The following is a 25,963-nucleotide window of genomic DNA, read 5'->3' as shown; positions in this document are numbered from 1 at the left end:
ACATCGTTGCACTCTATACGCTGCACACTATGCTGGGAGCCACTGATACGAAAAGCCCCACGGCGCGCACCTTCGTGCGGCACCGCAGGGCTTACCTGCTCATCAGCATAGGAGCAACCGGGAAGGGCAGCGAACTAAGCGCGCACCATAACAGAGGCCAAGATTCCTCCACCCGCAGACTGCAACTTACAGAAGAGCCTACCGTTCTTCATCCGCAGCCCGCAGAAGAATGCGCGTTCTTCACGCACGACCCGTGAAAGAACCTACAGCTCCTTCACCCACAGCCCATGAATGTTGCAGAACTCGTATACCGCAAGCGGCTTCTCGCCCTCGCCCAGGTAGAAGTCGGTATGAGGCTGCATGTCATCCTGCAGCGGATGAATCTCGTATCCTGCCTCTTTCACCAGGCAAATGAACTGGATGTAGTGCTCCGGCGTCATGGGATGATCGACGCTGCCGATATTCACATGCACATGGTTGCCCTCAATATGCACGTCAGGCACATGCTTCTCCAGCGCTGCATCGGTGGTATCCGCCACCAACTCAACCATCGGCTCGCCACAGCACACCAGCGGCACACCGCTGTCCACAACCTTCACCGCAATATTCCCGCAATGCTCGCACCGATAGAACTTGACCGTCATAGCAACCTCTTTCTGCTCGTGCTTACTGATGGATCCATTCTAATCGCACGGTGCATCATCGCAAGATGCCTCTTGCTGCCTGTTACCATGCTGTGGAAGCTTTCTGGTATGCGCAAACACCAACAAGCCGATGCCAACCAGCACAAGCGGCACGCTGAGCAGCTGCCCCATGGTCAGCCAGCCTCCCCACAGATACCCTAGCTGCACATCGGGCTGGCGCACAAACTCTATGAGGAAACGGAAGATGCCATAGAGCACCAAGAACCACCCCAGAAAGGTGCCACGCGGACGCGGAGGCACCTTACGTGAAAGCGCGAACAGCACGAAGAAGATGACGAGCCCCTCGAACACGCCTTCGTACAACTGCGTGGGATGCCGCGGCACAGTACCCGCTGCACCGCCAAACACCACCCCAATAGGCCAATCGGTCGGCGCACCCCACAGCTCGCCGTTGATGAAGTTGGCGCACCGACCGAAAAAGAGCCCCAGCGCCGCCGCGATGGCCCCAATATCGGCCAGCGTCAAATACGGAATATGCGTCACACGCGCCGCGACGATGCCTGAAAGCAGCGCGCCCACCAAACCGCCGTGGAAGCTCATACCGCCCTCATTGAACGCCAGGATGCTGGCCGGATGCGCCAGATAGTAGCCGTCCCCATAAAACAGGCAATACCCCAAACGCGCCCCCACGATGATGCCGATCATCACGCACAGCATGATGGTCAGCACATCTTCGGCGGTAAATCCCAGCTTCCAGCGTTTCGCAATGCGATAGATGATGAAGGCAGCGAGCGCGAAGCCCAGCACATAGGCAATGCCATACCAGCGAATGGCCACCGGACCAAGCTGGAGCGCAACAGGATCGAGCGCATGATAGAGAGCATCGAGCATGGCATGACCTCTTACGCGTCTAGCTTGCGGCCCATGCCAGCATGTATCTCAGCTGCCGCCGTACCCACATCATCGCGCAAAAGGGGTGGAATGGGCCGCAGCATGGACGTCTTCGCCGCGCACGAGGGGCACGCCATCGTGAACAGCCCCAAATCGGCTCGCAGCACCATGAGGCTCTCGTAATCAAGAAGGTTCAGAAGAGCAGAGCCGCAATTCGGGCACACGAATGAGTACATCTCTCGCTGCATGGGCACCTCCTTGCTCGTCTCCCCATCGATCAAACATCCCGGCTCGTCACTCGCCAAACGTTGGCACACAACTCACGATACCAGCTAGCCCTCACGCACCAGCCAACCTATCGCGCCAGCCAACCCACTGCACCAGTCCGTTCGCCATATCAGCCAGCGCATCGTGTCAGCCAGCACATCGTGTCAACCGTCTCAATTCTACCAGAGCAGCGCCGCCATACCGCACGCCTCCACATCCGTAAAAACGCTGTTTCCCCGCGCGATGCTCCGCGCGAGATGAAGCGGTTCGGATTCCAAATGCGCTTCCAAGCCTCACGGCCAGCGCAGAGGCCCTTACAAGATGAAGCGGTTCGGGTTGCCCTTGCGAATGCGGTCGGGCGGCGCATCGGCGATATCGGGCCCATTCGTCAGGAAGAACTCGCAGAAGCGGCATATCTCCTTGTTGGCAGCATCGTAGTCGCGATCAGGATTGAGCAGCATATCGAAATCGCCGCACACCACATGTGTCGGCCGTACGCAGGCGGCGAAATGGCAATCGGCCGGGCACGGCTCGCCCGGCGTGTTATGGGGGCAACGCCCCTGCATCTCATCATCGCACCCGCGTATCTCCCAACATGCAGACATGCCCGTTCCCTTCGCTATTCCAACCTTACCCGTGCAGCCACCCCCAACTTGCACCCGAATGCACCACTCAGGTCAACTGCGCCGAAAAAAGAAAAGCGCCCGGACGTACCGGGCGCCACCCTTCCAGCGTGCCTACATGGGCTGGCCGCCCATGAACGCCTGCATATCGAAATCCTCCGGCATGTCGGCGCTGCGCACACCTTGCACCTCAGGGATACGGTCGCGCAGAATGCGCTCGATGCCGTTGCTCAGCGTGATCTGCGACATGGGGCATCCATGGCAAGCACCCTGCAGCTGCACCACCACATACCCATCGTCGGTGATATCCACCAGCTCAACGTCGCCACCGTCAGCCTGCAAGCTCGGGCGGATCTGATCCAGCACCTCGGAAACTCTTTCCCTATCCAGCATGGTCTCTCCTATCGGAATACGTTGTGTTTCATGCCGATTCTACCATGGGCGAGCAGGGTGTGCGCACAAGATGATCGGCCGTTCATCACCTCTTTATGATTGACCAGCAGCCAGCGCCCATATAAAATGGATAGGTTCGCGCACATCGGGCCGTTAGCTCAGTTGGTAGAGCAGGGGACTTTTAATCCCAAGGTCGCGGGTTCGATTCCCTCACGGCCCACCACGCGCGTCAGTATCGCTGGGGTATCGTCCAACGGCAGGACTCTGGTTTTTGGTGCCAGCTATCTAGGTTCGAATCCTGGTACCCCAGCCACTTTCATCATCAGAACACCACACCAAGCGCATTCACGATCAGGCCCCAGAACACACCCATCGCATACAGCAACCCGATGATGACGAGGTTCTGCGTCCACGGGCGGTTTGCGCGCACGAGCACCAGCAGCCCTACGCCTGCCGAAACGAGCAGGCCCGCCAGCATAGCGCCCGCGCCAAGGATGCCCTCAATGTACAGATCGGCGATGACCACGCTGGCCGCGCAATTCGGAATGAGGCCCACCAGCGCCGAGGTGAACACGCTCAAGATGGGGTTCGCCTGCATGACGTCGCCCAGCGCATCCTCCCCCACCACTTCTATGACCGCATCGAGCGCCACCGTGATGATGAAGATGAACACCATCACCTGCACGGTGTGCTTGAGGGCGGAAAGCGCGATGCCCTTCCAGCTCTCGTCGTGGGAATGATCGTGCGCATGGTGGCTGTGGTCGCACCCATGGCAGCAATCGTCAGCGTGCTGGTAGGCCAGTTGCGGATGTTCCTCGCACGTATGGCAGTCACCGTCGCAGCCGCACTTGTCCTGCGCGCAGAGCTCGTGAATGCGCAGGTCTTGCCTGTCGCGCCGCACCAGACGCAACACCGCATCCACGATGAACCCCATCACCATGCCGATGACCACCTTCGCCCCGATGATGGAGAGGATGGTGAGCAGCGGCACCTGTTCAGCGATGAAGATGGGCAGCATCTCATCGGAGGTGGACAAGAACACCGCGAAGAGCGTGCCCAGCGTGATGACACGGCCCGCGTACATGGTGGCCGACACCGCCGAGAAACCGCACTGCGGCACCGCACCGAGCAGCGCGCCCACGATGGGACCCGCCGCGCCCGCATGCTTGATGGCCTCCTGCGTCTTGTTGCCCGTCTTGTGCTCGAGCCATTCCATGAACAGGTACGTCAAGTACAAGAACGGGATCAGATACAGCGTATCGGCGATGGCATGCCCCAGCACATGCTCCGTTATGTGAAGGAATTCATCCATGAGACCATAGTAGCGAAAAAGGGCGCCCCAAAGGACGCCCACGATGCAAACTGTTATCTCTTTGGAGAATACTGGTATCAGCGCACAGATACCAAGGATACAAGCGCGGTCCTCGTCGCTCTTCCCCGATGTGGAAGCGGAATCGCCAAAGCGCAACTGGAACGATCGGCATAGCGTTGCATGTTCCCTTCATATCAGATAGTCTATACGTTAATAACGTATAGACTATGAACACCGTGCTGTTCGGTAAGGACTCATCATGGTTTCCGTAAAGAACATGCGTACACGCACACGTCTCAGCCAGAGGGATTTCGCAAATACCTTTGGCATCCCCGTGCGTACCTTGCAGCAATGGGAACAGGGCGCAAGCTCTCCCCCATCGTATGTGCTCAGCATGCTTGAAACTGCCGTTGATGCGCATCTGGCAGCAGACACGACCTCAGAGCGCCACCACATCCCCAAAAAGACCAGATGGAAGGTCTGCATCGATGACCCCTTCCAGAATTGTGACCTCATCTACCCCATCCAGCAAAGGAAGGTCAGAGAGCTCATCGATGATATATCTGGGTCATCAACTTTGAAAGAAATGTGGGTCTTCGGGTCCAGCGTCACGGAAAGCTGTCATATCGGAAGCGATGTTGATGTCTTCGTGGATGCTGAAACTGAGGTGAATGGGAATCTTCTCAATCGCACGCATGACTTCGAATACGACGTATGGACACCCGCTACGATAGACGAACGCTTAGCGAAGGAGATCATGTCGAAAGGGGTCAAGGTATATGGCTAGCGCAACAACGCTCTATGGCAAGGCAGCCGCCAACTTCAAGAGCGCAAAGCTTTTGCTCGATAATGCCAACGGGGACGAAGAGCAGCTCAACCTTGCAGGCTATCACCTTCAACAAGCTTTGGAACTGACACTGAAGTACCTTCTTGAGCAAGATGGCATAGAGTACCCGAAAACGCACGACATCGACCAGCTCATCCGTATCGGAAACGAGAGCAGGGTCGATCTTCAGCTGAGCGAGTACCTCATCGACCATGCTGAGATGTTCTCGCTGTGGGAAGCGAAGGCGCGCTACATCTTGGGATACGCCATCGAAGCGAGAAAGCTAGAGCGCGCCCTCTCGGAAATAGATGATTATCTTGCTGCAGTCGCAGACGCGGAGTCGTCGAATTCAAACTGATCTCACGCTCCTGTTCCCATACAGGGAACAGGAGCGATCGCCAAGCGAGCATTCTGCCTCGAAAACTCGCCTGAAGAAGTCATTCCAGCCCCGGAAGCAGCCACCTGCTTCCACCAGATCCGCATCCAGAGAGTGAAGCACGATGGAAGCAACAAGCGGCATGATCAAGACCGTATTGCCTCCTGCAGTGATCAGTATCGACGCTATCTCTTGGCTGATCACACCCATTGAGGTGGCAACCGATGTCACCGCAACGATCAGGGGAAGCGCCGTGGTGCAATACGATGCCACGCTGGCCTTGGACCGCGGCTTCATGTCGCGAGACTCTTTGGAGATGCTCCAGGAAACATAGATGGGCACCGCACGAATGAGAACAAGCAGCAGGATGAATGCCGCCACCAGCACCGGCTCGGACGCAACTGCCGCCGGATCGATCTTCATTCCACTGACGACGAAGAACAAGGGAACGAAGAAGCCGTATCCGATTCCGTTGAGCTTCTGCTCCAGAACAGCATCTCCGTGGGGAAGCACAGTCCGAAGGATGAAGCCTGAGGCGAAGGCACCGAGCACGATATCGAGTTCGAAGAGTGCCGAAACGGTGACCAGCGTCACGAGAAGGAGCACTACCGCGCGGATGTTCATCTGCGAATTCGTCTCTGAGTTCTTGATGATGAAGCGAGAGAGCGCCATATCCTTGTCCTTCGCCTTCTTCGAGATGAGGGCGACAGCTACCGCTAGAAGCGCGAAGGCGAGCAGCACCGCCAAAGTTACCCAGGTGGTCCGAGCCGAAATCAGAAGCGAGATGGCAACTATAGGGAAAAGCTCGCCCGAGCTTCCGTGAGCGTTCACGAGACGACCGATGCGGGTATGGGCAAGACTGCGCTCCTTCCCTCAGCGCCAACGAGATCCTTCATATCAAGCTCATAGCCTGCTAAGAGGAAGAGAAAGCCCAATCCTAGATCGGACAAGAGGGTTATCGCGTGGTCGATGATGATGACGTCGAGCACATAAGGTCCGAGCACCATGCCGCCCACCAAGAAGAGAACGGTCTCAGGAAGGATCCTGTTGGGAAAGAGTGCCGCTATAAGAGGACCCACAAAGGCGATGGCAGTTATGACCAGCAGAGAGACGAATGTGAACTCCATGGGATCACCTCTTCCATCTCAAGTCCGTACCTTCCGTTAGGGAACAAAGCTTTCGGATCGATTGCCAGCAATCGGTTAGCCGGTCAGCGTCGTAGGATAAATGCTCGACGAACAGGAGATAAGAGACGCGACGATCACGGGCAGAGCAGATGCGATCAATCCCACAGACCCGAAGAGCTCGAAGCTGAGCACCATGGCAGTAAGGGGGCAATTGGTGCAAGCAGCAAAGAAAGCCATCATGCTCATCTCCACCACGGGCGCTCCCCCCGAGAGCACCCCACCACCTGCGACGACGAATGCCCAATCGATCGATGAGCCCAAACACGCCCCGATAGCGAGTATGGGCATGAGCTCACCGCCCTTGTACCCTCCAGCAAAGGTCAGCAGTGTTAAAGCGAGCTTGGCCAGAAACGCCCACGAAGGCAGGCGATTGCCGGAAAGCGCCCCATCAACGAGAGCCATACCCGTGCCGCAGTAATCTCGAATCGGCTCGTAGTGCAGGGGGTCGGCATATCCGAGCACGAGCGCCGTCACCACACCACCCACCGCAAGCGCGAACACCGGCGATCCGACTCGGCGAAGACCACCTTTCATAGCTTCAAACGCCTTGCAGAACACCACCGCCAAAGCACCTGCGCCTACCGCCGAAGCAAGCGCGATTCCTATGATCCGATAGTCAGCCAGCTCGAGAACGGATACGGAGGGCAGCTCTAGGAATCGAACCCCGACTATCATAGTGACGCCCCAGGAAAGCAGCGAGGTGAAAAGCGGTGCGACAACCTCGACGAACTTGCTAGGACGCTTCCTGACGGCCTCGAATGAGAAGACGACGCCAGCCAGCGGCGCTCCCAGCATAGCTCCGAGCGCCGCTGCGGTGGCGGCGGGAGCAAGCAGCCGTCGGTAGCGCTCCGCCACCTTTTCACGGAACAAGCTAGTCAGGCCACCGCCCATCTGAATGGCCGCCGCCTCCTTCCCTACCGATCCACCACACAGCACCGTGAGGAACGTCCCCACGATGATGGCCGGAACCAGCGCCAAGGGCACACGTCCATCGCTCTTCGATGCTTTGAGCACCCGTGCCGTACTCCAGCTGAAATCGAGGTGCAAGACGTGATATATCCCGTACGAGGCAATCCCTGCCACGGGCAGAAGCCAGACAAGGTGTGGATGCGCCAAGAACAAAGCCTCAGCCACGTCAACGGCAAGGCCCAGCGCGAGGGTCAGCACCCCGATGATAACCCCGAGCGCAGCGAGGAAGATGGCCAAGAAGGCATCCTCTCTAGACTGCTGCCGCTGCGCCATATCCGCGAATCTCCGATGAGCCATAACGGTCTTAGGCTAGTGGGTGGCTAAGCCTCAGTCGTCCCACGCTGCTGGTCAAGCATCTCAATGCGCCCGCTGCCGATATGGTATAGAGCAGCAAGCATGGTCAGCTTTCCTGCGTCCTCCAGCTCCATGAGCTCTGGAACTTCCCTGAGCCGCTCGACAGACGCCAAGGCATTCAAACAGCAGGCCCGCTCCAGATCGCTTTCTCCTTCTATGGCCTCCGCAATCTGGCTCGTCAGCGGCGCGAGGCTTTCATCCTCGTATCCCTCCATCACGGCGGTTACTGCACCACAATGCGTGTGGCCGAGCACCATGACCAGCGGAACGCCCAAGTGCTCCACTGCATAGACGACACTGGCGATCTGCGCCTCATCAGCAACATTGCCAGCCACGCGCACAACGAAGAGCTCGCCCAACCCGCACATGAAGATATCTTCGGGCACCACGCGCGAATCGGAACAGGTCAAGATCACAGCGATGGGCTTCTGTCCCTCATCACGCAAGCGCTCTCGCAAAGCAGGCGAGATATCACTGCCGGATACCTTCGCGCTCAAGTACGACGCATTCCCATACATGAGTTGCGTTATAGCATCATAGGCTTTCTTCACAACCATGGTAATTCCCCTTAGAATCACGAACCTTCCCGTTTGCGCATCGGGTCGTTGTACACCGTCATCGAATCAGGTCGGGCTTGGCACACGAGCGTCAGGTCATACTCACGCGCGAGACGTATGGTCTCGTCGGTGGGCACCGCTTTGGTGGCCAGAATGGGAATGCCACCCCGTATCGCCTTCATGACCATGTCGACCGGAAGCCGTCCGCTCGAATACACGAGGGCATTCCTCAAGTCGATGCCTTGGCGAAGGGCAGAGCCTATGACCTTATCAAAGGCATTGTGTCGCCCCAGATCTTCACAGCAGATGACAACCTCTCCGGCAAGCACGAGGTAGCAGCTATGGGTTCCCATCGTCGTTCGATGAAGCGGCGTATCGTCGGCAAACATTCGCGCCACAACGAATATCCATTCCGGCTTCCAGGGGATGGGCACCACTTTATCTGGTCGGTTCTCGTTGGCGAAGTATTGGTTGTAGACGCGGTTTCCCGTACAACATGAAGGTACGACCTCCACCCCTTGATGAGAGAAGTCGGCAGCATGAACTGTCAGAAGCACAGACGCGCGCGTCCCTTGGTCGCAGAGATAGACCTCTTCTATCTCTGCGATCCCCTCGATGATTCCCTCGGTATACAAGCGACCGATGACAAGGTCGACCAGGTGGTTGGGCGTGCAAACGATACGCATGGTCGGCACTGTGTTCACAGAAACCTCCATGACGTGCTCTGCGAGCACAGGACGTTTGACCGGCTCTCGGCTCCCATCGGGCATCAGAAGCTCGCCCGAGCACTCCTCGATGGCCTCATCCCCCTTATGCCGATCGACCAACCTCATGGCTTACTTTGCCTGCTTCTTGTGGTAAATAAACCAATAGGCCATGCCCACCAGCAAGCCGCCGACGATGTTGCCGAGCGTGGCGAGGGCCAAGTTGTAGCCCACACCGGCGAGCGTGACCGCATCTGCAGCGCCGAAACCAGCGCCATTAAGGAAGAGCCCCATGGGCAGGAAGAACATGTTCGCTACGCAGTGCTCGAATCCGCATGCAACGAATGCCGAGATGGGAAGCAGGATCCCCAAGATCTTGTCGGCGATGGTCTTGCCGGAAAAGCCAATCCAGACAGCAAGGCACACCAGGATGTTGCAGAGGATCGCTTTGAAGAAGAGGACGTGCGGTGCGAGCGCTACCTTTCCCGCCGCCACCGACACGAATGCGTTGCCGACCTCTCCGCCGTTCATGCCCTGAAGGTTCGACATGAACACGATGAATACCGCCACAAGCGATCCAGCCAGATTGCCAACCCACACGATGACCCAATTGCGGAACATGCCCCCGAAGGTTATCTTCCTCGAGGCCTTGGCGCAGGCCATGAGCACATTGCCCGTGAACAACTCTGCGCCACAGCACAGCACCAAGCATAGGCCCAAGCAGAAACACAGGCCGCCGATGAGGCGCTGTGCGCCGAATGCCATAGATGTGTCTCCCAAGAAGGTGCAGAAGTACATGGCGCCGAAGCCGATGAATGCACCAGCCAGCATGGCCGACACGAAGCACTTGGCAGGATGCATGTCAGCTTTGGTTACGCCAACGGCCTCAGCTTTCGCCTCGGTTGCCGCTGGCGCTAAAGCGACTGGATTGATGGCTGTCAGATCTTCTTTCTCAATAGACATGTTCTAGTTCCTTTCATCGTTGACGTAGGGAATTCCTTCAAAGTCGTCTCCCCGGGCAATGCCCCGATAGATGGTATCCACGGCAGCGAGCACGCGAGCATGAACGGGATCGAAGAACTCCGTTCCCGATGGCTGGATGCCAAGGAAGGTCACCTCTGAGCATAGGGATTCAAGTTCGCCAAGAAGATAGGTGATGGGCAAAGTGTGAGTGGTGATGAACGACTGACTTGCCACATCCGCCCCCCTGAGGCGCCGAATGGTGCCAGGCTCGAGTCCCATAGCTGCCGCATCAACCAGAAGCAGGCGCTTTGGGGAAAGGCGGCGGAGATGCCCTAGATCGTTCTCGGGCGTTTGTCCTCCATCAACCGCCGCCCAACCTTCGATAGGCGCGTCTTCCATCTTCTTGACCAAGAGCGGCCCTGCCGCATCATCACCGCGAAGAACGCTTCCGACGCCAAAGACGATCTGCCTCCGACGATCAGCGTCCTCGTACGCTGTGAGTATCTCCTCTGCGCTCAGCATGTCACTCTTCTTCCCATGGCATACACGCAAGGCTCGCATTGGACCTCTTCCAATAGGCAGAGGAATTCCTCGAGCCACGCAAAGGCATCGATGGCCACTACCGTTTCATGGGAAGAAGCGCTTCCGGCCTTATCTTCTAGCTTGTCCATGACGGCAGATGACCGTTCAAGGGCCTCGATCACAGCCAGCTTAAGCGGCAGGACATGCTCTTTCTTGACCTCGATCTCGCCGAATCTCTCGATTCCGATGAGCTTGTCACGTCCTTCTCCGTCTTCCAGCAGATCGATCGCTTTAGCGAATACGTCGCGCGAGGTGGTCAGCCGAGGTCGAAGGCAATCGATGATGCCCGTATGATGACCGATGGCAAGGGTGTAGTAGAGCACCGATTGCGCCTCCTCAGGGATGGAGCGCTCGTGATCGACGAACTTCTCGCTCAAGCGATAGAAGACCACCTCACGAGCTGTTCTGGAATCGGTGGTATGCTGTGCCGCCGACCGCATGTTCTCGAACGCAGAGAGCGACGATAGGCACGCCTCCTGCTCAACGAGCGAACGGGAGACGCGCTTCGCATCGCCCTGACGGATGGTCACGCTCATCCTTTGACCACCTTGCTCATCAGAAGCGCCCTCAAGTCCATGAACACCGCACGCTTACGCGCATCGGTCTCATTGCCTATCAGGCGATCGATCGCTCCGAATACATCTTCTTTGTCTTTGGAGATCGTCAGCATGAACTCATCGACGATCTTTTTTCCGAAATAATAGCCGCTCATGCGGCGCGCTTCGCGTTCGAACGACGTGCGCACTTTGTATGGGATCGCGGGAAAGGCGACGAACGTCTGATCGTCCGCAGGTGCTACATGGTGACTTGCATGGAGCTTCTGATCGAGAATGCCCAGCGCGCACGCGAAGCCGAAGATGGTAGCAGGGGGAGTTGGCGGGCATCCTGGCACGTAGACATCGACGGGCAAGATAGGGTCGGTGCCGCCCCATACGCAATAATTGTCATGGAAGATGCCACCCGTGCATCCACATGCACCGTAGGACATGACGATCTTCGGATCGGGAGCAGCATGATAAGCGCGGATGGCTGGCTCTCTCATGGACCTGGTCATAGCACCGGTGTACAAGAGCATGTCCGCATGGCGGGGCGAAGGGACCACCTTTATGCCGAAGCGCTCAGCATCGAATACGGCAGTGATCGTCGCGAATATCTCGATCTCACAGCCGTTGCAACCGCCGCAATCCACGCGGTACACATAGACGGACCGCTTGATGGATTCGAGCAGCTTCTTCTTAGCCTCCGCTACCTTCGCATCGAGCGTGATAGGGTCGGGCTTCCACTGAAGCTGAGGCGGGATATTATCTGCCAACATCTAGGCCTCCCCTCTATGACGCGCCTGCAGCTGAAACGCCTCTGCATCCTCAAGGCGACGGCAATCCAGGCATCGATCCAGTTTCTTGATATCCGTAGCAGCGGGACCGCCCATCTTGGACAGCAGGTTACGCACGTAGTCCACTTCTTTCTTGACCGCGTAGGGCTTTCCACAGCATGAGCAGCGCGCCACTTCGTAGGCGCACGATTCGCCCAGATCAGCCTTGTTGAGCACGGTGAGCTCGAATTCCTTGGTGAGCTCAATGGCGAACATCGGACACACTTCCTGACACCGGCCGCAGAAGATGCAACGTCCGTAATTGATATTCCATGTGATGAGAGACTGATCCTCACTCAACTCCATGGTGATCGCATTGGCTGGACAGGCGATAGCGCAGGCCTCGCATGCGATGCAGAGCTTCTCGTTGTGCTCCGGCTTGCCTCTAAACCCATCAGGGAACTCATAAGGTGCAAATGGATACTCGACGGTGGCATCGCCGGTTTCGCGAATCTCCTTGAAGAGCTTGAACATCCTTACCACCCCTTTCCGGCAAGCGGGGAATGGGTGCGGCGGCGGCAATAGCTCTCCAATTGGCTCTTCGTGAGCACCGTGCTCGTGCTCTTGTTCACATCCACCACCGTCACGCGATCGGTGCAGGAATAGCATGGGTCCATGGAGCCGACGATGATAGCAGCATCGGCTATAGTATTGCCACGGAACATGTAGCGAAGCACCGGCCAATTGGAATACGTTGCGGCCTTGCACCGCCAGCGATAGCACTTCTGGTTATCTCCGACCTGTGCCCAATGCATATCCTCGCCGCGCGGGGCTTCCGTGTAGCCAAGGGCGAACTTGTTAGGCGTATACTGCCAGCCTTCAGCCTGAATAGGGCCTTGCGGCGCACCATCGAGCCACTGCTCGATCATAGCGAGCGAATCCATGAATTCCTCCACACGCACGAGCGTACGGCTCTGCACATCGCAGCCGTCATGGGTGCGGGCCGACATGCCCACGAGGAACTTGTAGCCGTCGAAGGGATGGTCGAAGCGAACATCGCGCCCGATGCCCGAGCCGCGAACGCAGGGACCCACAGGACTATAGTCGCGGGCGATCACGGGGTCCAGTCGGCCGATGCCGCCCGTGCGCGACTCAAAGTTGGCGGTAGACACCAGCATATCCACGAGCGCCTCAACCTCGTTGCGAAGTTCGCTCACATACTTGATGGTCGCAAGCTTCTGATCATCCAGGATATCGCGGCGCACGCCGCCGATGAGGTTCAGACCGTAGGTCTTGCGCGCACCGGTCAAGAGCACCGCTAGGTCCATGGCCTTCTCACGCACACGGAAGAAGTGCTGGAAGCCGGTATCAAAGCCACAATAATGGCAGACGAGGCCGAGGTTCATCAGGTGGGAATGCAACCGCTCCACTTCCAAGAGAATGGAGCGGATATATTGGGCACGTAGGGGAACTTCAATGCCCTGCGCGTGCTCCACCGACTCAGCGTAGGCAACCGAATGCGCGTTACCGCAAATGCCGCAGATACGGTCGGCCAGGAATGTAACGGCATCATAGCTCAGGCGGTCCTCGGCCACCTTTTCCATGCCACGATGCACGTAGAACAGGCGGTAATCAGCATCGATGATATCCTCACCGTCCACGAATAGACGGAAGTGCCCTGGCTCGTCGGATGTGATGTGCAGAGGGCCCATGGGGACCTGAGTAGTTTCCTCAGCGTGGCCCTCATACAGGAACTGGTAGTTCTCGACATCGGTAGTGGGCGTCGGACGATGACGATAATCCATAGAGTCCTTGCGCAGCGGATAGAGGTCATCGGGCCAATCATCGGGCAGAACGAGACGACGTTCGTCGGGAAGCCCTATGGCTCGCAAGCCGAACATATCGAAGGCCTCGCGCTCGCTCCACACGCACGCAGGGACACGCGGCGTCACGGAAGGGTATTCCATGGTCGCAGGATCCACCTCGGTTCGCACGACCACGAATCCCTTATCGCTCTCTTCCATGGAGAGCAGATAGTACAAGGCAAAGCAGCCGTGCAAGGGGCGCTCATCATTGGCGACCATGTTCGGCAGCCATCCACCACGCCCGTAGTACAGAAACTCCACTACATCGGGCAGCATGTCCGTGGGAACCGTAATGGTCACCTGATCGGCTGCCTGCCATGTGGCATCGAGCACTGACCCTGGAAAGGTGTCGCGCACTGCTTGAACATGGGTCTCGCCGATGCGCAGGGCGACCGGTTTCTTTGCCGTCATCACTCGAGCACCTCCTCGGTTTCCTCTGACACGTCAGAGACATCCATAGCGTCATTGAATTCAGGTTGTTCTTGCGCACCAAGCGCCTCTAGAGCATCAACGAACAAGTTCCCATTAGCAGGATTCTCATCTTCGTAGACCATCACGATGGCGCTAGCATCCTCAATGGATCCCGCCAGAGGACCCGGAAGAGCCACACCCAACAGCACGATCAGCGCCAGAAAGATCACTTCGGGAGCGAGCGCCAGCGGAGAGACATCTCCCCGCTTGACCTCCTCAGAAGCCTTTCCTAAGGCAGCGCCGGTGATCATATGCACCAGGGCCATGATGACCACCACAAGCGCCACGAGCACCACTGCGAGCACCCACCAGGCCTGGGCAGCAACGCCGGCTAGGATCATGAGCATCTCACTTACGAACAGAGCGAAAGGCGGGAACCCTGCCAGCGCCAAGCACCCAGCCACGAACAGCACGCCTGTCACCGGAGCCACCGAAATGATGCCGGATATCTTCGACAGATCGCGCGTGTGGTACTTCATCATCACATTACCGGAGAGGCAGAACATGAGAGCTTTGGTAAGGCCATGCGCGATGCAGTGCACAAGCCCAGCGATGATGCCCAAAGGCCCGCCGATGCCGAAACACACCGCGATGAGGCCGATGTTCTCACATGAACTGTAGGCGAGCTTGCGTTTGAGATCGTTCTGGCGATACACCTCGAAGGCAGCATAAACCACGGAGAGCACACCTAAGATGAGCAGCACAACTTGGGGGAAGATATCGCCCACATTAGCGGCCGTCAAGATAAAGAAGCGCAATACGATCAGAATCGCGCACTTGAGGAGCACACCGGAAAGCAGCGCAGACACGGGACTAGGTGCCTCAGAGTGAGCGTCGGGGAGCCATGTATGCATAGGGAACAGGCCCGCTTTGGTGCCAAAGCCGATTGCCGCGAACACGAAGGCGATCATCATGAGCGAATGATCCATCAGTGGCGCATTGGGGAGGATGGCGGTCCAGAACACCGCTTGATGCGCATCGGCCATCACATCTGCCGCATTCGCATAGATGAGCAGCGTGCCGAACATACCGAAGGCCACGCCCGCTGTGCAGACGATAACGTACTTCCAAGCGGCCTCAAGTGCCAACTTTGTACGGTAGACACCCACCAAGAACACTGTAGACAGCGTGGTTGCCTCCACCGATACCCACATCATGATGATGTTGTTCGAGGTGACGGCCAAGATCATCGAGAAGACGAAGAGGCCATAGAACAGGTAGTACTGCTTGACCTGTGAAGGCCCGAGCTTTCCGTCCTCCACATCGTGCTTGATGTAGGGCAATGAGTAAACGCCCGTGCATGGCGCAATGACTGCGATAAGGCCCAGGAACAGGGCCGAAAGGCCATCGATGTGGAACCATTCGCCAACAACGAAGATGTCGTTGCCCATGAAGGCAGACACCACAAGCACAAGGCCCGAAACGGCGACTCCTGCTAGCTCTATCACGTGGATAGCCGCATAGACCGCGCGCGGCGTCATCTTCGACGGAAGAAGGGCCATGAGAAACGCCGCCCCAAGGGGGCATCCCATCAGGATCAGGAACAGAATCGTGTAGTCCATGGCTTATCCCTTCAGCTCGCAAAGATCGTCAGCGTCCAGGGTGTGGGCATAATGCCCCATGCGCCAAACCAGAACCGAAAGGATGATGACGGCGAAGATGGCATCAGTTGCCACACCAATCTCGACCAGTTCGGGTGCTTGGGGCGCTAGAAGGGCAAGGGCCACATGGGAACCGTTCTCCATCAGGCAGTATCCGAATATCTGCTTGAAGATGGAACGTTGGATGACGATGCAGGTAAGACCGATGAAAAAATGGGCTAGCGCTACCGCCAAGGTCGGCTTGACCTCGGCAGCTGTAGGCAATTCGATGCCGGATACAGCCACGAAACACACGAAAACCTCCACGGCAACCAGTGCGACCGCCTTCATGGAATTGATCTTCGGAAGCAGATCGGCGTGGGCATCACCACCGATCTTCTTTAGAGTGAACAACAAGATGGCCGGCACCAACACGACCTTCGTGACAAATGCCGTAGCCGACCAGGTGAATAGCTCGCTAGAACTCGTCACAAAGCCCAAGCTGGCCAAGATCGCCACAAGCATGAGCGACTGGAACGAGTACAGGAAAGCCGAAGCGCGCATCGTCTTAGCGAGAACCACCGTCATCGAGGTGATGATGAGGCACGCGCCGAGCGCATTGACCAATGGGTAACCAATCATATCCATCACCTAAATCCCTATGATGAGAAACACGAGAGAAAGCGAGGCGATCCCCACGACGAACCAGGTATAGCGGCCAAGGATCTTATAGCGTGCACGCATCGCGGAGTTCTCGATCACCGAAGCGATGAGGAATACCACGAGCACTTTGGCCACAAAGACCAGAAAACCGATAAGGATGTCAAGAGGAGCCAGCGTGGGCGCAGAACCAAAGGGCAAGAAGATACAGACCAGCAGGCTTGCCACAACGACCTGTTTGAGCGATACGCCCAGCTTGAGCATCGCAAGAGACGGACCAGAATAGGCAGCCAACGGACCTTCTTGGATCTCTTGCTCCGCCTCCGCCATATCGAAGGGAAGCTTTCCCATCTCAATGTAGCAAGCCATGGCGCAAGCGACGCCAGCCACCACAACGGCGACGAGAGGGGTCGCTTGCAGATTCGCGACCGCCGTAGACATGAGGCCCACATTGGTGGATCCCACTGCGCTGGCCATGACGAACAGCACGAGGATCAGCGAAGGCTCGACCAAGACGCCCACGAGAAGCTCGCGGATGCCGCCGATGGCGGTATAAGAGCCCGCTGAATCTATGGACGCCAAGGCGAACATGAAGCGAGGCAATGCCATCAGATACAGGATCGTGATCATGTCGCCCAGCATCGGGATAGGGCAAGCCTGCATGACAAGGGGAAGGCCTGCGGCAATGAGAACGAAGCACCCAAGAAAGATGGGCGGCATCAGCCGCGAGATGATGCCGCTGCCCCCTTCCCGCACCTCGCTACGCTTCATGAGCTTGGCGAGGTCGTAGTAGTCCTGCAGAATGCTCGTGCCCTTGCGCGAATGCATCTTCGCCCGGATCTTGCGTGCGATGCCCGAAATGAGCGGGGCTACGACAACCAGAAGGATTGCCTGCAATATCGCTATGATAATAGTCATGGCATCCTCCTAACGAACCAAGATGATGAGCGCCATGAAGAAGACGAGCGCTCCTACGATATAGACGATATAGGTGCGGAAATCGCCGCTCTCCATCTTGGCGAACCAGGTCCCGACGCTTCGCACGACATCGAGCACCGAGTACGAGAGCGCGGGGGCCTTCTTCTGAGCAGGAACGATTCCTACCGTGCGATCCGCGTCATAGCGTGACACAGGATGAGCATCGATGGCTTCCGCGGCCAGCGGCTGCTCCTTGCCTCCACAAAGCACCTTTCCGATGCAGTACGCAACCCACTGACCCGCGCGGTTCACGCCCCGTCTGATGGCATAGAGCGGACTCATAAAGTTACGGACGTTTGCCCCAACAGTCGAAGCGAGCGTCTCCATAGTCAGGTCGGGCTCATAGCCGCAAGCCCAAGGTTGGGTGTCGTCCTTCACTCCCGCCTTGCGGTTCGCGGCGTTTCGCACGAGCGCGCACGCGGCGATGATGATGGCCATGAGCGCGGCCAGGATGAGTGGGGATACAATGGAGAGGGTGTCGGCCGAGACCAACGTGGCCCCTTCCGCCACGAGCACCTCAGGGCTCGCAAGCATTGCTGAGGCAACCGAGCTCATGAGTGGAGCAAACCATGCGGCACCTAGGCCCAGCAGGACACAAAAGACTGTGAGCACAACCATGGCGATGATCATGGGAGCAGACACCTCCTTCGCGCCCTCCGCTGCGGCGGAGCGGGGTTTTGCCAAGAACGTCACCCCGAACGCCTTAACGAAGCACGTAACCGCCAAAGCGCCCGTGATGGCCAGACAGATCACCGCGAAAGCGAAAACGATGCGCATCAGGATATCGCCATCCATCGCGCCTCCGATGAGCCCCTGATAGGTGAACCACTCGGAAACGAAGCCATTGAGGGGCGGGATGGCGGAGATGGCCAAGGAACCGATGAGGAAGCAGACCGCAGTCCATGGCATGAGCCGAGCCAAGCCGCCGAGCACTTCCATATTCCGCGTGCCGGTAGCATGAAGAACGCTGCCGGCACCAAGGAACAGGAGCCCCTTGAACATTGCATGGTTGACCAGATGGTAGAGACCCGCCATAAGACCGATGCCAGCAAGCCATGGCAAGTCAGCGGCTACACCATATATTCCCACACCAACACCAAGCAGGATGATGCCGATGTTCTCAACGGAGTGATAAGCAAGCAGGCTCTTCAGGTCATGCTCACCAAGGGCGTACGCGACACCCAGCACCGAAGAGATCGCGCCGATCACGATGACAAGGATGCCCCACGATACCTCGGGACCCCCAACGCCCAGCAGATCGAAGCAGACCTTGCAAATACCGAAGATGCCGATCTTGATCATACCACCCGACATGAGAGCGCTTACATTGGATGGGGCGGCGGGATGGGCCTGAGGTAGCCATGAATGGAAGGGCACCATACCCGCCTTTGCCCCAAAACCGAGGAAGGCGAGGACAAACGCTACGGTGGCGATCCCTGAAGGGAACGGAGAAGAGCGATACGCATCAAATTCCAGGGAGCCAGTCGCGCTTGCCATCGCGAAGAAGGAGAGAGCGATCATCAAGAAACCGATATGAGCCATGATCAAGTATAGGAAACCGCCGCGCAGGGATTTCTCTGTTCGATCGATGATCACAAGCACATAGGATGTGAGCGACATGAGCTCGAAGAACACGAGGAACCAGAAAGCGTTGTCAGAGAGGACGACGAGGTACATGGAGGCTATGAACAGGTTCATGAAGAACCCGATAACGCCGATGCCCTTATCGTAGTACTCATCGAAGTAGGAAAGACCATACAGCCACGCAACGAACGCGAGGGCGGCAATGACCGCGATGACCAGCCCCGCCAACGGGTTGAGAAGCAGTGTGAAGTTCGTGAAGGGCATAGGTCCTGCCCAAGAGGCATATGTTGCCGGACTGAAGAGAGCGCTCGCTCCCCCAGCGAAGCCCAAAGCAGCCGAGCCCATGCCGCCCACACAGGCAATGACCTTTGAAGCTGCGTGGGCTTTTGAAGCTATAAGCGAAAATATGCCGGTTACGCAGGAGAGCCCGAGGGATAGCAAGATCAATTGCAGCATTTAGGCCTCCTTCAGATGCGTTGATCGACCCATCATGACCTGATTCTCCGCAGCCGCAGCCTTGAGCTTCTCACGACACGACTTGCCGAGCGTCTCGGCATTGCGCACGAACAATGCGTTGGTCGGGCACGCAGGCACGCAATGCGGACTTTCATCAGGCCCAAGCGTAGAGCAGAGGTCGCATTTCACAGCGCATGTATATACGCCTATGCTCCAGGCAAGGAGGGGCGATGTGCCCTTTGGATAGGTTGGAGTCGGATAGGAAGTGCCGGCAACACCTGCAATGGACGTGCCGCTCGGATGTATGGCCCCAAAAGGACAAGCAACCGCACACAACTTACAGCCGATACACGTCTGCTCATTAACGACAACGGCATCGTCGGTTTGGCGAATGGCGTCCACAGGACATACGGCCAGGCATGGAGCCCCCTCGCATTGATGACACGTGACAGCAGCTGTCACCTTGCGGTCGAATGTCAGTGCGAGTCGGGGCTCAGCCTGCAACCCGGCCATACGATGGCCGTAGCTGCAGGCTGCAAGGCAGGTACCACATCCGATGCATCTATCCGGCTCTATCGCGATGAAGGTATTCATCAGAGTCCTTTCGGATTCGATTCCGATGCGGTACTGAGCTTAATTGGCGACAAGTTCGCCCACGGGAGCCACGTCCTGGGGTGATGCTTCGGTAGCCAGTCGGTCCTTGAGGGAGGTGTAGAGCGTCTCCATGTGGCGTTCTGCCCACAGCTGATCGTCGATAGCCTCGACTTGACAGGCAGAGTACTTGTCCTCCGGCGTGCCGGACAGCGGGTCGGTCGCATGCATGGTCAGATCGTTGCACTTTCCGATCCACCACTGATAGGTCATGTAGACGGTTCCCTTGTTGATGCGCTCGTCCAAGCTGGCGCGCGTGATGACCTTGCCACGCCGGGAATAGACCCACACTAGGTCCTCATCCTTGATGCCGCGAGCCTTGGCGTCCGCGGGGTTCATGGTCACATAACCCGGCTCATCAGCCAGCATGGCGAGAACCTTGCAATTGCCGGTCATCGAACGACAGGAATAGTGTCCGACCTCTCGCACCGTGCAGAGGACGAGCGGATACTCCTCATCAGGCGTTTCGGTGGGCTCTATATAATCATGAGCCATGAGCCTTGCCTTCTTATCGGGCGTTGTGAACTGGCCGTTCTCGTACAATGTGGGCGTACCAGGGCATTCCAGCGTGGGAATGGGCCATTGCGCATGGCCGACGCCGTCCATCTTCTCATATGTTGCACCGTAGAAGTTCGGACAGAGGGAGCGCATCTCGTCCCAGATCTCCTTGGTGTCCTCGTAATGCATGGGGTATCCCATACGAGTGGACAGCTCGCTGAAGATCTGCCAATCGTGCTTACACTCCCCCTTCGGCGGCACGGCGGCGGTGAAGCGCTGGAAGGTACGGTCGGATGCCGAAAATACGCCATCGTGCTCACCCCAGGAGGTACCGGGAAACACCACGTCAGCCAGAGCCGTCGTCTGTGTCATGAAGATGTCCTGGCTGATCAGAAGCTCCAGGTTCTCCAGCGTCTCGCGCATATCGTTCGAGTCAGGCTCGGTCTGCAGAGGATCCTCGCCGAAGTTGTAAAAGGCCTTGATCTTACCCTCTTTGACCCCATGAGGCAGATCGGTCAACTTGAAGCCCGGAACGGCCGGAAGCGATCCAGCAGGAAGGTTCCATGCCTTCTCGAACTTCTCGCGATTGGCAGGATCTTCCACCTTCTGGTAGCCAGGGAACCAGCTCGGCCACATGCCCATGTCGCAGGAACCCTGAACGTTGTTCTGGCCACGCACGGGAGCAAGGCCAGCGTTGTGGCGACCGATCTGATTCGTGATGCAGGCGATGGCAGCGATCTGATGCACCACCTTCACGCCCTGACGCTGCTGCGTGACGCCCATGCCCCACCCGATGATGGAATTAGGTGCCGTTGCATACATGCGGGCAGCTTTGCGGATATCCTCTGCGCTGCAACCGCAGATCTCCGCAACCGATTCCGGAGTGTAGTTCTTGATGGTCTCCCACCACTCGTCAAAGCCCGTGGTATGTGCCTCGATGAAGGACATGTCATGCAGATTCTCGGTAACGATCGCATTGGCGAAAGCATTCATAAAGGCCAGGTTGCAACCGTTGTTGATCTGGATGTAGAGATCAGCGATGCGCGCGGTCTCGATGGCGCGCGGGTCGACGACGATGATCTTGGCGCCCTTCTCCTTCGCCTTCACAATACGTCGCGCAACGATGGGATGCGACGCGGATGGATTATATCCGAACAGCATGATCAGGTCAGCGTTCTCCATGTTCGGGATAGAAACCGACATGGCGCCAGAGCCCACGGTATCCATGAGGCCGATAACGGAAGGACCATGGCAGGTGCGGGCGCAGTTGTCGATGTTGTTGGTCCCCACGCAAGCGCGCGTGAACTTCTGCATCACGTAATTCGCCTCGTTGCCGGGTCCACGTGAAGAGCCGGTGAGCATGATGGAGTCGGGGCCGTACTTCTCCTTGATCTCCGCCAGCTTCTTTGCAGTGAAGTCAAGGGCCTCATCCCAGGTGACGCGCTCCAGCTCGCCACCCTTCTCACGGCGGATCATGGGATGATAGATGCGGGGCGTGAGAATCTTCGTATCGTTGATGAAGTCGAAGCCCGAAAGGCCTTTGAGGCACAGCTCTCCCTCATTTGTCACGCCATCAAGCCCCTCAGCTCCCACGACCATTCCGTCTTCGACAAGCAGATTGAGCTTGCAGCCCGCACCGCAGTACGGGCAAACGGCCATATGCTTTTCCATAACGTCTTTCCTCCTCTGGAGTTGGCTCATTTACAGATTGGAATTCAAGGGAACGCTCGAGAATGCGCTCGAAGCCACTGCGGCTTTCACGCGACGCTTCTGCTGACGCTCCATCAGCTCTTCTTCATCTGCCACCGTAAGGCTGTTGGTGGGGCATACCGACACGCAGACTGGGCCTCCGTCGCGGTCATAGCAAAGATCGCACTTCACGATGAAGGCTTCTTGAGTGGATTCCAGGGGCACCGACCCCATCATGGCAACTCCCTTTATGGGATCGATCTGCACTGCACCATAAGGGCACGCTAGAACGCAACTGCGGCAACCAATGCAGCGAGATTGATCCATGGCGACCCGATCTTCTCCGAAGTAGAGGGCCCCTTCAGGGCATGCAGCGACACAAGGAGCGTCAACGCATTGATGGCACACGATCGGCGCGGACACGGTTAGGGTCTTGACGAGTTTCAGGCGTGGCTTCTCAACATCGCCAGGTACTGAATGCTTCAGTATGCAGCCTGCCATGCAGGTTTCGCATCCGATGCACAAGCCCGGGTCAGCCACAACAAATTTAGAACCCATTCAGTCATCCTCCTACTAGTCTCTCTTTGAGCAGTCAACGTGAGTGCCCCTTACGCGCCCCGAGACCAGCATTCGCTCAACGTGCCAGCAATCGTTTCGAGAAGTGCGGCCCGAGGGTTCTTTATCGCAGGCGCTTCCGTCTTCATGCAGAGTCCGTACGTCTTGGAACACCAGGCAAGACGACCAGGACACTAGTTTCTCTAAGACGCAGCGAAGCCTGCGGTAAAGCCATATAGGAAGAGATCGAAGTCAACGGATGGACAACAAGTGCCTTTCAGAATCATTGCGTACTTTATATACATCGCATACCAGATTGGCAATCGACCCAAGAGGTTGAAATTTTATCTATCGATTTTTCGAATCTTGCGGAGATCAAAAAGCGCCCGATGCTTTTCATAGATACTTATGTAGTACGATTGCACTACATCATAATCATTTATACTGGAATTTCATTATGAGATGGACTCGAGCGAACCCTATTCTGCGAAATGAGAAACCACCGAACCACCTGAGGGGAAGACATGCCCAAGCAAGCAACGATACAAATCCGCATAGAAAACGATCTAAAAAAACAGGCCGACGAGCTCTTCTACGCCCTTGGTATAACCATCTCCGATGCTGTGCGCATGTTCATCGCGCAAGCTGTCAATGAGCGCCAGATGCCCTTCGTCCCTCGCTTGAGCGTTGGCAAGGGCAAGACGAATGCCTTTGGAAAGCTCAGGCATTACGGCAAGCCAGAGCTGACTGGGACTGAGCGCGCAGAGTGGCTAGCGAAGCGGGAAGAGAAGGACAAGCGCACACCACCGCTCATTGCCGACAGCAACGAGGGCGAGACCGTTATCGTGGATGAGACGGTCCTCCTCCGATACCTCCTCGACAATGATTCGAGGCAATCAGCTAAGGCGCGCCGGATCATAGGATCGGGTCAAGCGAGAACATACCCCGGGTCAGTGGTGAGAACCGTGCGTGAACTGGAGGAGACGTATCAGGTGCCCCGCACGCTCATCGGCACGGTGCTCGAGCTTCTGGCCAACGATGTGGTCATCCAAGACAGCGAGACCATCTGCTTGGCCGTGCGCATCTATGCGAAGAGCCGCCAATCTTTCGATGCCTGCCTCACTGCAGCACGGAGCACTCTCACAGGATTCCGCGTGGAGACATTCAATAAGAACTGGTTGTAGGGCACATGCCGCATCTTTGCTGCACGAGGGCCGGAGATGCTCACCCACGCAAGCTCCACAACGACGAAGGGCCCCCGTAGGGGCCCTTCCAAAGCGAGGACTGTTCGAGCAACTGAGCGCTCCGGTCCCCGCACGCATGTCAGCCTTTCTTGCGACTTAGTACATGCCGCCTGCGCCGCCACCCATAGCGCCAGCCAGAGCGGACAGATCCGGGCCCTCCGAGGGGATCTCGTTGATGGTCGCCTCGGTGATCAGGATCAAGCTGGCGACCGAAGCTGCGCTCTGCAGCGCCGTGCGGGTCACCTTCACCGGATCGTTCACGCCCATGGCGATCATCTCGCCCCACTCGCCGGTCTTGTAGTTGCGGCCAGTGCCCTTCTTGGCCTTCTTCACCTCAGCCACCTCAACGCTGCCCTCATAGCCAGCGTTCTCAGCGATGGCGCGCAGCGGAGCCTCCAGAGCACGGCGAATGATGTCGACGCCCACCTGCTCGTCGGCCTCCACCTTCAGCTTGTCCAGCACCGGGATAGCATCCACCAGCGCCACGCCGCCGCCAGCCACGATGCCTTCCTCCACGGCCGCGCGCGTTGCCTGCAGCGCGTCCTCGATGCGGCTCTTCTTCTCCTTGAGCTCGCTTTCGGTAGCAGCGCCCACCTTCAGCACGGCCACGCCGCCGGAAAGCTTGCTCAGGCGCTCTTGCAGCTTCTCGCGGTCGAAATCGCTTTCAGTGCGCTCCAGCTCGGCCTTGATCTGCGCAATGCGCGCCTTGATGTCGGCCTTCTTGCCCGCGCCGTCAACGATCAGCGCGTTGTCCTTGGTCACCTTCACGGTCTTGGCGGTGCCCATCATGTCGATGGTGGCGTCAGCCAGCGTCATGCCGAAGTCCTTGTCGATCACCTGAGCGCCAGTGACCGCAGCGATGTCCTCCAGGATGCGCTTGCGGCGATCGCCGAAGCCCGGCGCCTTGATGGCGACCACGTTCAGCGTGCCGCGCAGCTTGTTCAGAAGCAGCGTGGCCAGTGCCTCGCCGTCAACATCCTCGGCCACCAAGAACAGCGGACGCCCGCTGCGCATGACCTCTTCCAGCAGCGGGATGAAGTCCTGCACGTTGGAGACCTTCTGGTCGGTCAGCATGATGTAGGGGTCTTTCAGCACCGCCTCCATCTTCTCCATATCGGTGGCCATGTAGGGGCTGATGTAGCCGCGGTCGTACTGCATGCCCTCGACGATATCCATCTCGATGCCGAAGGTCTGGCTCTCTTCAACGCTGATGGCACCGTCTTTGCCCACGGTGGACATCGCTTCGGCGATCTTCTCGCCGATGACGGGGTCGCCCGCGGAGATGGTGCCCACCGCAGCGATCTGCTCTTTGGTGGACACGTTCTTGGAAGCCTTCTTGATGGCCTCCACCACCGCGTCGGTAGCCTGCTCGATGCCGCGACGGATGGCCAGCGCATCGGAGCCAGCGGTCACGTTCTTCAACCCGTCGCTCACGATGACGTCAGCCAACAGCGTGGCGGTGGTGGTACCGTCGCCGGCAACGTCGTTGGTCTTCACAGCCACTTCGCGCACCAGCTGAGCGCCCATGTTCTCGATGGGATCCTCCAGCTCCACTTCCTTGGCAACGGTCACGCCATCGTTGGTGATGGTGGGTGCGCCGTAGCTCTTCTCCAGCGCCACGTAGCGGCCCTTCGGCCCCAGCGTCACCTTCACGGCGTCAGAGAGCTTCTTGACGCCCTCGCCCAGCTTGGCGCGCGCGTCCTGATCGAATGTAATAGCCTTTGCCATTGTCTATCTTGTCCTTTCTCGGTTTATAAACAAGGAATCAGCGA

The 25,963-nt window shown here is 57.7% G+C and carries 28 protein-coding genes, 2 tRNA genes and 1 pseudogene; 5 read left to right on the top strand and 26 right to left on the bottom strand.

What is annotated here, in order from left to right; all coding sequences use genetic code 11:
* Positions 1 to 263: 263 nt before the first annotated feature.
* The 5 genes from NFR19_RS05025 to NFR19_RS05005 form a co-directional block, all read right to left on the bottom strand.
* On the bottom strand, positions 264 to 644 hold the full coding sequence (locus NFR19_RS05025; RefSeq protein WP_251212698.1) for a desulfoferrodoxin family protein: 381 nt from the start codon (positions 642 to 644) through the stop codon (positions 264 to 266).
* Positions 645 to 683: 39 nt separating this feature from the next.
* Complete coding sequence (gene lgt / locus NFR19_RS05020; protein ID WP_251212697.1) at positions 684 to 1,535, bottom strand: prolipoprotein diacylglyceryl transferase; 852 nt, start codon at positions 1,533 to 1,535, stop codon at positions 684 to 686.
* An 11-nt stretch (positions 1,536 to 1,546) separates the two neighbouring features.
* A complete protein-coding gene (locus tag NFR19_RS05015) occupies positions 1,547 to 1,783 on the bottom strand; it encodes a UDP-N-acetylmuramoylalanyl-D-glutamate--2,6-diaminopimelate ligase (protein WP_251212696.1) in 237 nt (78 codons plus the stop codon).
* A 333-nt stretch (positions 1,784 to 2,116) separates the two neighbouring features.
* A complete protein-coding gene (locus tag NFR19_RS05010) occupies positions 2,117 to 2,407 on the bottom strand; it encodes a hypothetical protein (RefSeq protein ID WP_251212695.1) in 291 nt (96 codons plus the stop codon).
* 132 nt (positions 2,408 to 2,539) lie between these two features.
* Entirely contained in the window at positions 2,540 to 2,818 is a 279-nt protein-coding gene (locus NFR19_RS05005) for a NifU family protein (RefSeq protein WP_251212694.1), read from the bottom strand.
* A gap of 147 nt (positions 2,819 to 2,965) precedes the next feature.
* Between NFR19_RS05005 and NFR19_RS05000 the strand changes: the two genes are divergently transcribed.
* Positions 2,966 to 3,041: transfer RNA gene (locus tag NFR19_RS05000), tRNA-Lys, on the top strand.
* A 16-nt stretch (positions 3,042 to 3,057) separates the two neighbouring features.
* A tRNA-Gln gene (locus tag NFR19_RS04995) sits at positions 3,058 to 3,131 on the top strand.
* A gap of 9 nt (positions 3,132 to 3,140) precedes the next feature.
* On the opposite strand, the gene NFR19_RS04990 is transcribed toward NFR19_RS04995, so the two are convergent.
* Positions 3,141 to 4,130, bottom strand: coding sequence for a putative manganese transporter (locus NFR19_RS04990; protein WP_251212693.1), 990 nt, complete (start codon positions 4,128 to 4,130; stop codon positions 3,141 to 3,143).
* Between the two features lie 394 nt (positions 4,131 to 4,524).
* Here NFR19_RS04990 and NFR19_RS04985 point away from each other — a divergent pair, with 394 nt between their 5' ends.
* Both NFR19_RS04985 and NFR19_RS04980 read left to right on the top strand, forming a co-directional pair.
* Complete coding sequence (locus NFR19_RS04985; protein WP_251212692.1) at positions 4,525 to 4,917, top strand: nucleotidyltransferase domain-containing protein; 393 nt, start codon at positions 4,525 to 4,527, stop codon at positions 4,915 to 4,917.
* Entirely contained in the window at positions 4,910 to 5,314 is a 405-nt protein-coding gene (locus tag NFR19_RS04980) for a HEPN domain-containing protein (protein ID WP_251212691.1), read from the top strand. Before NFR19_RS04985 ends, NFR19_RS04980 begins: the two co-directional genes overlap by 8 nt.
* On the opposite strand, the gene NFR19_RS04975 is transcribed toward NFR19_RS04980, so the two are convergent.
* The 19 genes and pseudogenes from NFR19_RS04975 to NFR19_RS04890 form a co-directional block, all read right to left on the bottom strand.
* Positions 5,306 to 6,163: a cation:proton antiporter gene (locus NFR19_RS04975; RefSeq protein ID WP_251212690.1), complete on the bottom strand. Its 858-nt coding sequence runs from the start codon at positions 6,161 to 6,163 to the stop codon at positions 5,306 to 5,308. The genes NFR19_RS04980 and NFR19_RS04975 overlap by 9 nt on opposite strands.
* On the bottom strand, positions 6,160 to 6,459 hold the full coding sequence (locus NFR19_RS04970; RefSeq protein ID WP_251212689.1) for a cation:proton antiporter domain-containing protein: 300 nt from the start codon (positions 6,457 to 6,459) through the stop codon (positions 6,160 to 6,162). The genes NFR19_RS04975 and NFR19_RS04970 overlap by 4 nt, the downstream gene beginning before the upstream one ends.
* A gap of 75 nt (positions 6,460 to 6,534) precedes the next feature.
* Positions 6,535 to 7,725, bottom strand: coding sequence for a chloride channel protein (locus tag NFR19_RS04965; protein WP_251212688.1), 1,191 nt, complete (start codon positions 7,723 to 7,725; stop codon positions 6,535 to 6,537).
* A gap of 83 nt (positions 7,726 to 7,808) precedes the next feature.
* On the bottom strand, positions 7,809 to 8,399 hold the full coding sequence (locus tag NFR19_RS04960; protein ID WP_251212687.1) for a carbonic anhydrase: 591 nt from the start codon (positions 8,397 to 8,399) through the stop codon (positions 7,809 to 7,811).
* Positions 8,400 to 8,416: 17 nt separating this feature from the next.
* The gene (gene fdhD / locus NFR19_RS04955) at positions 8,417 to 9,232 is read right to left on the bottom strand and encodes a formate dehydrogenase accessory sulfurtransferase FdhD (protein WP_251212686.1); all 816 of its coding nucleotides are present in this window, start codon (positions 9,230 to 9,232) and stop codon (positions 8,417 to 8,419) included.
* 3 nt (positions 9,233 to 9,235) lie between these two features.
* Positions 9,236 to 10,066 carry a formate/nitrite transporter family protein gene (locus NFR19_RS04950; protein WP_251212685.1) on the bottom strand — a complete coding sequence of 277 codons (831 nt, stop codon included), beginning with the start codon at positions 10,064 to 10,066 and terminating at the stop codon, positions 9,236 to 9,238.
* A gap of 3 nt (positions 10,067 to 10,069) precedes the next feature.
* On the bottom strand, positions 10,070 to 10,588 hold the full coding sequence (locus tag NFR19_RS04945) for a hydrogenase 3 maturation endopeptidase HyCI (protein ID WP_251212684.1): 519 nt from the start codon (positions 10,586 to 10,588) through the stop codon (positions 10,070 to 10,072).
* On the bottom strand, positions 10,582 to 11,184 hold the full coding sequence (locus tag NFR19_RS04940) for a formate hydrogenlyase maturation HycH family protein (RefSeq protein WP_251212683.1): 603 nt from the start codon (positions 11,182 to 11,184) through the stop codon (positions 10,582 to 10,584). The genes NFR19_RS04945 and NFR19_RS04940 overlap by 7 nt, the downstream gene beginning before the upstream one ends.
* Positions 11,181 to 11,963, bottom strand: coding sequence for an NADH-quinone oxidoreductase subunit B family protein (locus tag NFR19_RS04935; RefSeq protein ID WP_285813455.1), 783 nt, complete (start codon positions 11,961 to 11,963; stop codon positions 11,181 to 11,183). Before NFR19_RS04935 ends, NFR19_RS04940 begins: the two co-directional genes overlap by 4 nt.
* A complete protein-coding gene (locus tag NFR19_RS04930; RefSeq protein WP_251212682.1) occupies positions 11,964 to 12,494 on the bottom strand; it encodes a formate hydrogenlyase complex iron-sulfur subunit in 531 nt (176 codons plus the stop codon).
* A gap of 2 nt (positions 12,495 to 12,496) precedes the next feature.
* Positions 12,497 to 14,236, bottom strand: coding sequence for a hydrogenase large subunit (locus tag NFR19_RS04925; RefSeq protein ID WP_251212681.1), 1,740 nt, complete (start codon positions 14,234 to 14,236; stop codon positions 12,497 to 12,499).
* Positions 14,236 to 15,858 carry a hydrogenase 4 subunit F gene (locus NFR19_RS04920; RefSeq protein ID WP_251212680.1) on the bottom strand — a complete coding sequence of 541 codons (1,623 nt, stop codon included), beginning with the start codon at positions 15,856 to 15,858 and terminating at the stop codon, positions 14,236 to 14,238. Before NFR19_RS04920 ends, NFR19_RS04925 begins: the two co-directional genes overlap by 1 nt.
* Before the next feature lie 3 nt (positions 15,859 to 15,861).
* Entirely contained in the window at positions 15,862 to 16,524 is a 663-nt protein-coding gene (gene hyfE, locus NFR19_RS04915; RefSeq protein ID WP_251212679.1) for a hydrogenase 4 membrane subunit, read from the bottom strand.
* Positions 16,525 to 16,527: 3 nt separating this feature from the next.
* Positions 16,528 to 17,454, bottom strand: a complete 927-nt coding sequence (locus NFR19_RS04910) for a respiratory chain complex I subunit 1 family protein (protein WP_251212678.1) — start codon at positions 17,452 to 17,454, stop codon at positions 16,528 to 16,530.
* Positions 17,455 to 17,463: 9 nt separating this feature from the next.
* A complete protein-coding gene (gene hyfB / locus NFR19_RS04905; protein WP_251212677.1) occupies positions 17,464 to 19,554 on the bottom strand; it encodes a hydrogenase 4 subunit B in 2,091 nt (696 codons plus the stop codon).
* Entirely contained in the window at positions 19,555 to 19,692 is a 138-nt protein-coding gene (locus NFR19_RS08935) for a hypothetical protein (protein WP_349665510.1), read from the bottom strand.
* Positions 19,693 to 19,860: 168 nt separating this feature from the next.
* A pseudogene (locus NFR19_RS08930) lies at positions 19,861 to 20,148 on the bottom strand (4Fe-4S dicluster domain-containing protein); the annotation flags it as partial.
* Positions 20,149 to 20,187: 39 nt separating this feature from the next.
* Positions 20,188 to 22,374, bottom strand: coding sequence for a formate dehydrogenase subunit alpha (gene fdhF, locus NFR19_RS04895; protein ID WP_251212675.1), 2,187 nt, complete (start codon positions 22,372 to 22,374; stop codon positions 20,188 to 20,190).
* Between the two features lie 30 nt (positions 22,375 to 22,404).
* Positions 22,405 to 22,893 (bottom strand): 4Fe-4S dicluster domain-containing protein, encoded by a 489-nt coding sequence (locus NFR19_RS04890; RefSeq protein WP_251212728.1) that lies wholly within the window; start codon positions 22,891 to 22,893, stop codon positions 22,405 to 22,407.
* A gap of 578 nt (positions 22,894 to 23,471) precedes the next feature.
* Here NFR19_RS04890 and NFR19_RS04885 point away from each other — a divergent pair.
* Positions 23,472 to 24,131 (top strand): type II toxin-antitoxin system RelB/DinJ family antitoxin, encoded by a 660-nt coding sequence (locus NFR19_RS04885; protein ID WP_251212674.1) that lies wholly within the window; start codon positions 23,472 to 23,474, stop codon positions 24,129 to 24,131.
* Positions 24,132 to 24,287: 156 nt separating this feature from the next.
* Here NFR19_RS04885 and groL read toward each other — a convergent pair whose 3' ends face one another.
* Positions 24,288 to 25,919, bottom strand: coding sequence for a chaperonin GroEL (gene groL, locus NFR19_RS04880; protein ID WP_251212673.1), 1,632 nt, complete (start codon positions 25,917 to 25,919; stop codon positions 24,288 to 24,290).
* Positions 25,920 to 25,963: the final 44 nt, after the last annotated feature.

It is taken from the genome of Adlercreutzia murintestinalis, from assembly GCF_943192905.1.
Classification (GTDB): Bacteria; Actinomycetota; Coriobacteriia; order Coriobacteriales; family Eggerthellaceae; genus Adlercreutzia_A; species Adlercreutzia_A murintestinalis.
Note: the sequence above shows the minus strand (reverse complement) of the source record. Positions and strands in the feature narration are given on the sequence as shown.